We start from the raw sequence: 4,505 nt of genomic DNA on the forward strand, positions 1-4,505 counted from the left end.
CGAAGTCGTTGAACAGCCGCTGCAGCACGCCCGTGTCGACCGGGGGCTTGCGCTTGGCCTGCGTCTTGCGCGGGGCCTTGGTCTTGGGCGTCTCCCCCACCCCCCCGCGTGCGGCAGCCGCGTCATCGTCGCCGGGGGCTGGGGGCTCAGGTGGCAGGGTGGCATCGGTCATGGGATAGATGGCTCGCAGGGCGTCAGACACGGCGCGCGTCCCTCAGTTGTTGCAGCACCTCAAGCGCCAGCCCAAGCTGCTGCGCCACCTCGGCCACGCCCAGGCTCAGGTGCAAGTCGTTGAAGTCGGTCCAGCCGTCCTGGCGCACGCCGCGCCACACGGGGTGGCAGCGCACCGCGGGCACGCCTGCATCCAGCAGCTCGCGCAGCGCCTCGGCAGCGGCCACGCGGCCAGGGTTCAAAGGCCGGCCGTCCTTGTCGGTGGTCTGCCAGTCGTCGTCGGCGCACAGCACCTGCGGGCTGGCCGGGTGCATGCGCCCCAACAGTGCGCTCACCTCGCGCAGGTTGCCCGCGTCAAAGCACACGATGACCGGCAGCGGCCGGCCCAGGTGGCGCAGTGCGGCGCGGATGCTGCCGCCCGTGGCCCACCCCTCGCACAGCAAAAAGGCCGCGCCAGCCGCCGCCACCGGGCCGAGCCGGCAGCACGTGCCCAGCTTGTCCATGCCCTTCGTGAAACGCTTGGTGCCGTCCGGGCTGATCGACTGCAGGCCGCGCAGCGCGTGCTCGGGGGGCAGGTCGGGGCGCAGCATCGGCACCAGCAGCGAGCCGTTGGCGGCGAACTTGCACCCCTCGGGCTGCTTGATGCCCTTGCGCTCGGCGTACACGCTCGCGCCCTCTCGGCTGGCCAGGCGCCACTGCTGGCGGGCCCGCGCCTGGGCGCTCACGGCGTCCACCTCGCGCTGCTCGGCCTCGCGCTCACGCGCCAGGCGCACACGCTCACGCAGAGCCGCCTCACGCGCCCGCTCCTCGGCGGTCACGGGGGCGCGCACGCTCTCAAACTTGAACCCGCCGCGCAGGGCCAGCGCCACCAGCGTGCCGGCGGTGTAGCGGCCCGGCTTGCGCAGGCAGCTGCGCCAGGTGTCGCGGCAGGCCCGCTCCTCGAAATTCTCAGCGCGGGCGCTCCAATCGCGGAACAGCTCGGCACCCTGGTCGCCAAACTCAGCCGCCAGGGCCTTGCCCACCTGCACCCAGGTGTCGCGGTCGTGCGCGTCCACATACTGCAGCATGCGCGCCGCCGTGCTCATGTCCAAAGGCTCACGCGCCTGCTGCATCGCCGCGCCCACGTCAGGCCCTGCCTGCCTCGTTGCGGGCGCGGGCCAGGCCCAGCACCCGCTGCGCCGCCTGCACCAGCTCGCCCGTCTTGCGCTCCATGCGCGCCAGCTCGTTGTCGGTCACCTGGCCATCGGCCATGGCCTCGCCCGTGGCGCTCACCAGCTCGGCGAACTCTTGCGCCAGCTTGGCCAGCGCCGCCAGCGTGTCGGCCTCGCCGCCCGCGTTGCTATGGATGGGCACCACCAGCGCGCCCACCTCAGCGGCGAACGCCTGCAGGATGCGCCAGTCACCGGAGAAGGCGGTGATCTTGACCGCGTCCAGCAGGCCCAGCTTGGCGTGCGCGCAGTTGGGGCTCACCTCATGGCTCAGCGTGCTGCCGCTCTTGCCCAACAGGGGGGCCAGGGCCGCGGCCCCGCCTCGGTAGTCGCTCACCACGTTGTACGCGGCCGTCAGCACATTCATGGCACTCACCCTGCTCGGTTGCCATGGCGCGCCAGCTCGGCCTTGCCGAAACTGCCGCCATGGGAGACATTCAAAAAACGCGCGCCGGCCTGATCTGGGCCAAGGCTGAAAGCAGCCCCCACGTGGCGCGACTTGCAAACACCCTGGGCATCGCTGACCGTCGCCAAACGCTGACGATGCCCAGGGCACCCCATGGGTCAGGCCGCCTCTTTCTCAAGGGCGGGAAGGTCGGGCCAGATGGCGCGCACCGTCTCAATGCCTGGGTTGACCGTTTCGCCCGATCGCACCTTCCAAACCGTGGTCACCGGCACGCCGGTGCGCTTGCAGATCTCGCGGACCTGCGCCCATGAGAGCTTCAGCAGCCTCTGGCGCAGTTGGTCGGTTGACGGGATTTCGTTTTCCATGCCCAACTCTACCGCTATCGGTAGGGATTGCGCAACCGGATTCGATACACGGAGAGACAGCCGAGCAGCACACTGCCGGCATGTCAGCGAATGCCCATAGCCCTCTGTGGCTCAACATTTGCCGTCGGCTTGAGCTCGACCCTGAGACGCCGGGCACTCTCGACAGAGCCTATGAGGCACTCCGTCCTCACATTGGCCGCGGCACGCTGCAGCGGATCCAGCGCCACGAAGGCGAGCCCCGCTACGCCAGCATCAAAAGCATCGCCACGGCCTTGAGCTGCACCCCGGCCGAGCTGATCGAACCCAGCCAGGGCAAGCACCAAACTGGCGAGCCTTTCCGGCGCTACTCGGCGCTTCCAGACAAGCCCCAGGCTCATGGGGTGAGCTACCAAGCTGAGACAGTTCCCACCCTCAAATGGGAGGAACTGATGCAGACAAAAGATCTGCCCGCTGCTTTCTGGATTGCATTGACCGACGACGCGCTGGCGCCGAAGCTGCCCAAGGGCACCGTGGTGCGTTTCACGCAGGGCATCGAGCCCGTGTGGGGCCAGGTCGTGCTGCTGCGCGACGCCAAGGGCAAAGTGCACGCACGGGTGCACATGCAAGACGCCGAGCACGACTGGCGCGCTGCGGCCACCAGTCCGGTTTACACCGAATTCAAGAGCGGCGGCGCCGGCGTCAAGCGCCTGGCGGTCATGACCGCCATCGAGACGACGGGCCCGATGTTCTTCTGAGCTGGCGCGCCGCGCGGCTGGGTCAGGCGCCCGGCTCTACCAGCTTCGAACCGCAGTGCTTGCACAGCACCGCTGCGGCCAGGATGCGCTCAGCACAAAACGGGCACTGCTTCGTCGCCGCCTCGGGCAAGGCCGGAGCGGCGGCAGGTGCTGCGTCGCCCTTCTTCTTGACCTCGGTCAGCGCCCAGACCAGGCTTACCACCCAGCCGATCAGCGTCCAACCTAACAGCAGGTTCAACACCCCAATGGCGTCTGCGTTGTGATGCTTGCGCAGCCAAGCCACCAACAGCGGCAAGGTGTACACCAGCACCAAAAAGAACAACCACAAACCGCCAACATTCCACACCGACATCGCCGCTCCCCTGTTGTTTGCGGCAGTCTGCCAGCGCCAACAGCCCGCTCGTTACACATCCGAACTCAGTAGTTACCCCATAACTACCGATTTCGGTTGCGCTACAAATACCGTTTTCGGTAGACTGCGCCCATCAACCCGATGGAGCCGCAGATGCACCGCCAGCACTACAAACCACCCAAAGAACTGAGCCCGCGCACCGAGCGCGCCCTGAGCGTCGCGCTCGCCGTCTTCATTGGCGCCGCCCTGGCTGAGTGCCTGGCGCAGTGGGCCATGGGCGTGGGGGTGCTGTGATGCCCCATGCGTTTGATTTCGTGGACGCCGACGCCGACCCCGGAACATCGGGCGGGATATACGCCGGCAGCTGGTGCGCCTGGCGCCGATTTGACTGGCGCGAGATGGGCCGCTGGACCGTTTCGTTTCACCTACCAAACGCCGAACCCTATGGCGACTGGATGTTTCCATTCGGCGAGATTTTCGGCGGCCAGAGCTTCGTCGCCGTGACCGATGACTTTGGCACGCTGGTGGGGGTGCCTAAATGAACGCCTGCACCCAAAACTGCCGCCAGGGCCGCGATTGCAGCTGCGCACCCAGCCCTGCCGTCATCAAGACGCGCCCCAGCCTGGCAGCCCGCCTGCGCCGCTGGTGGGCACTGCGCCAGCTGCGCGAAGAACTCGCCGGCCTCGACGCCGAGCACGCCGCCGTGTTTGACGAGATCAGCGACCTGATGGCCGCCCAGTTTCTGCCAGGCGAGGACACAGCCGCCAAGCTCGCCCAGGCCACGCTGCAGATGCGCCGCCTGGAGCTGCTCGACATCACCCAGCGCCGCGTGGCCTTGCTCGCTCGCATCCACGCCGCCGAGGCTCGCGCATGAGCGCCGCCGCCTTGCGCCTCACCGGCCTGGTGGCCGCAAGCCGGTATTACACCGAGCCCAAAACCCACCGCGCCGTGCATGACCTCGTGCTCACCCAGCCCGGCAGCAGCCTGCCCACGCTGGCCCGCCGCGTGTGGGCCGACACCGCCGCCGCCCACTTGGTGGCCGAGCGCATCGCCCGCCAATTCAGGCCAGGCATGCGCGCCACCGTCCACGCCAGCGGCTGGTCATTTGACGCAAAGCGCCAGCACCTGCTGCTGGCCGGCGTCGACCACGCCGAGGCCCACCACAACAGCCTAGAGGCCGCCGCATGAGCTTTATCACCACCAGCCTGGGCCATGAGCTGCACCTCACGCAGCCCAGCCCTGGCAGCATCACCCTGCCCTGCATCGCCC

At 68.3% G+C, this 4,505-nt stretch carries 10 protein-coding genes; 5 read left to right on the forward strand and 5 right to left on the reverse strand.

Annotated elements, in window-relative coordinates:
- The 4 genes from ACOVRJ_RS20335 to ACOVRJ_RS20350 all read right to left on the reverse strand — a co-directional run.
- Nucleotides 1-202, reverse strand: a 202-nt coding sequence (locus ACOVRJ_RS20335) for a hypothetical protein (RefSeq protein ID WP_422045643.1), incomplete at its 3' end; no start/stop codon positions are given.
- Entirely contained in the window at nucleotides 195-1,283 is a 1,089-nt protein-coding gene (locus ACOVRJ_RS20340; protein WP_422045644.1) for a PriCT-2 domain-containing protein, read from the reverse strand. The genes ACOVRJ_RS20335 and ACOVRJ_RS20340, both read right to left, overlap by 8 nt.
- Before the next feature lie 13 nt (nucleotides 1,284-1,296).
- Nucleotides 1,297-1,746, reverse strand: coding sequence for a phage regulatory CII family protein (locus ACOVRJ_RS20345; RefSeq protein WP_422045645.1), 450 nt, complete (start codon nucleotides 1,744-1,746; stop codon nucleotides 1,297-1,299).
- A gap of 197 nt (nucleotides 1,747-1,943) precedes the next feature.
- The gene (locus ACOVRJ_RS20350) at nucleotides 1,944-2,150 is read right to left on the reverse strand and encodes a hypothetical protein (protein WP_422045646.1); all 207 of its coding nucleotides are present in this window, start codon (nucleotides 2,148-2,150) and stop codon (nucleotides 1,944-1,946) included.
- An 80-nt stretch (nucleotides 2,151-2,230) separates the two neighbouring features.
- On the opposite strand from ACOVRJ_RS20350, the gene ACOVRJ_RS20355 reads away from it, so the two are divergent.
- Nucleotides 2,231-2,884, forward strand: a complete 654-nt coding sequence (locus ACOVRJ_RS20355; protein WP_422045647.1) for a hypothetical protein — start codon at nucleotides 2,231-2,233, stop codon at nucleotides 2,882-2,884.
- 22 nt (nucleotides 2,885-2,906) lie between these two features.
- Here ACOVRJ_RS20355 and ACOVRJ_RS20360 read toward each other — a convergent pair whose 3' ends face one another.
- Nucleotides 2,907-3,236, reverse strand: coding sequence for a superinfection immunity protein (locus ACOVRJ_RS20360; protein ID WP_422045648.1), 330 nt, complete (start codon nucleotides 3,234-3,236; stop codon nucleotides 2,907-2,909).
- 153 nt (nucleotides 3,237-3,389) lie between these two features.
- On the opposite strand from ACOVRJ_RS20360, the gene ACOVRJ_RS20365 reads away from it, so the two are divergent.
- The 4 genes from ACOVRJ_RS20365 to ACOVRJ_RS20380 are packed head-to-tail and all read left to right on the forward strand — an operon-like array spanning nucleotide 3,390 to nucleotide 4,424.
- Nucleotides 3,390-3,530, forward strand: a complete 141-nt coding sequence (locus ACOVRJ_RS20365; RefSeq protein ID WP_422045649.1) for a hypothetical protein — start codon at nucleotides 3,390-3,392, stop codon at nucleotides 3,528-3,530.
- Nucleotides 3,530-3,778 (forward strand): hypothetical protein, encoded by a 249-nt coding sequence (locus ACOVRJ_RS20370; protein WP_422045650.1) that lies wholly within the window; start codon nucleotides 3,530-3,532, stop codon nucleotides 3,776-3,778. The genes ACOVRJ_RS20365 and ACOVRJ_RS20370 overlap by 1 nt, the downstream gene beginning before the upstream one ends.
- The gene (locus ACOVRJ_RS20375) at nucleotides 3,775-4,110 is read left to right on the forward strand and encodes a hypothetical protein (RefSeq protein WP_422045651.1); all 336 of its coding nucleotides are present in this window, start codon (nucleotides 3,775-3,777) and stop codon (nucleotides 4,108-4,110) included. The genes ACOVRJ_RS20370 and ACOVRJ_RS20375 overlap by 4 nt, the downstream gene beginning before the upstream one ends.
- Complete coding sequence (locus tag ACOVRJ_RS20380; RefSeq protein ID WP_422045652.1) at nucleotides 4,107-4,424, forward strand: hypothetical protein; 318 nt, start codon at nucleotides 4,107-4,109, stop codon at nucleotides 4,422-4,424. The genes ACOVRJ_RS20375 and ACOVRJ_RS20380 overlap by 4 nt, the downstream gene beginning before the upstream one ends.
- Nucleotides 4,425-4,505 lie beyond the last annotated feature (81 nt).

It is taken from the genome of Roseateles sp. (assembly GCF_049240545.1).
Classification (GTDB): Bacteria; Pseudomonadota; Gammaproteobacteria; order Burkholderiales; family Burkholderiaceae_C; genus Paucibacter_A.

What these genes read in the sequence shown, in the direction of transcription:
- ACOVRJ_RS20345 (WP_422045645.1), bottom strand. Translation starts at nt 1,746, where the DNA reads ATGAATGTGCTGACGGCCGCGTACAACGTGGTGAGCGACTACCGAGGC.
- ACOVRJ_RS20360 (WP_422045648.1), bottom strand. Translation starts at nt 3,236, where the DNA reads ATGTCGGTGTGGAATGTTGGCGGTTTGTGGTTGTTCTTTTTGGTGCTG.
- ACOVRJ_RS20375 (WP_422045651.1), top strand. Translation starts at nt 3,775, where the DNA reads ATGAACGCCTGCACCCAAAACTGCCGCCAGGGCCGCGATTGCAGCTGC.
- ACOVRJ_RS20340 (WP_422045644.1), bottom strand. Translation starts at nt 1,283, where the DNA reads ATGCAGCAGGCGCGTGAGCCTTTGGACATGAGCACGGCGGCGCGCATG.
- ACOVRJ_RS20365 (WP_422045649.1), top strand. Translation starts at nt 3,390, where the DNA reads ATGCACCGCCAGCACTACAAACCACCCAAAGAACTGAGCCCGCGCACC.
- ACOVRJ_RS20370 (WP_422045650.1), top strand. Translation starts at nt 3,530, where the DNA reads ATGCCCCATGCGTTTGATTTCGTGGACGCCGACGCCGACCCCGGAACA.
- ACOVRJ_RS20380 (WP_422045652.1), top strand. Translation starts at nt 4,107, where the DNA reads ATGAGCGCCGCCGCCTTGCGCCTCACCGGCCTGGTGGCCGCAAGCCGG.
- ACOVRJ_RS20350 (WP_422045646.1), bottom strand. Translation starts at nt 2,150, where the DNA reads ATGGAAAACGAAATCCCGTCAACCGACCAACTGCGCCAGAGGCTGCTG.
- ACOVRJ_RS20355 (WP_422045647.1), top strand. Translation starts at nt 2,231, where the DNA reads ATGTCAGCGAATGCCCATAGCCCTCTGTGGCTCAACATTTGCCGTCGG.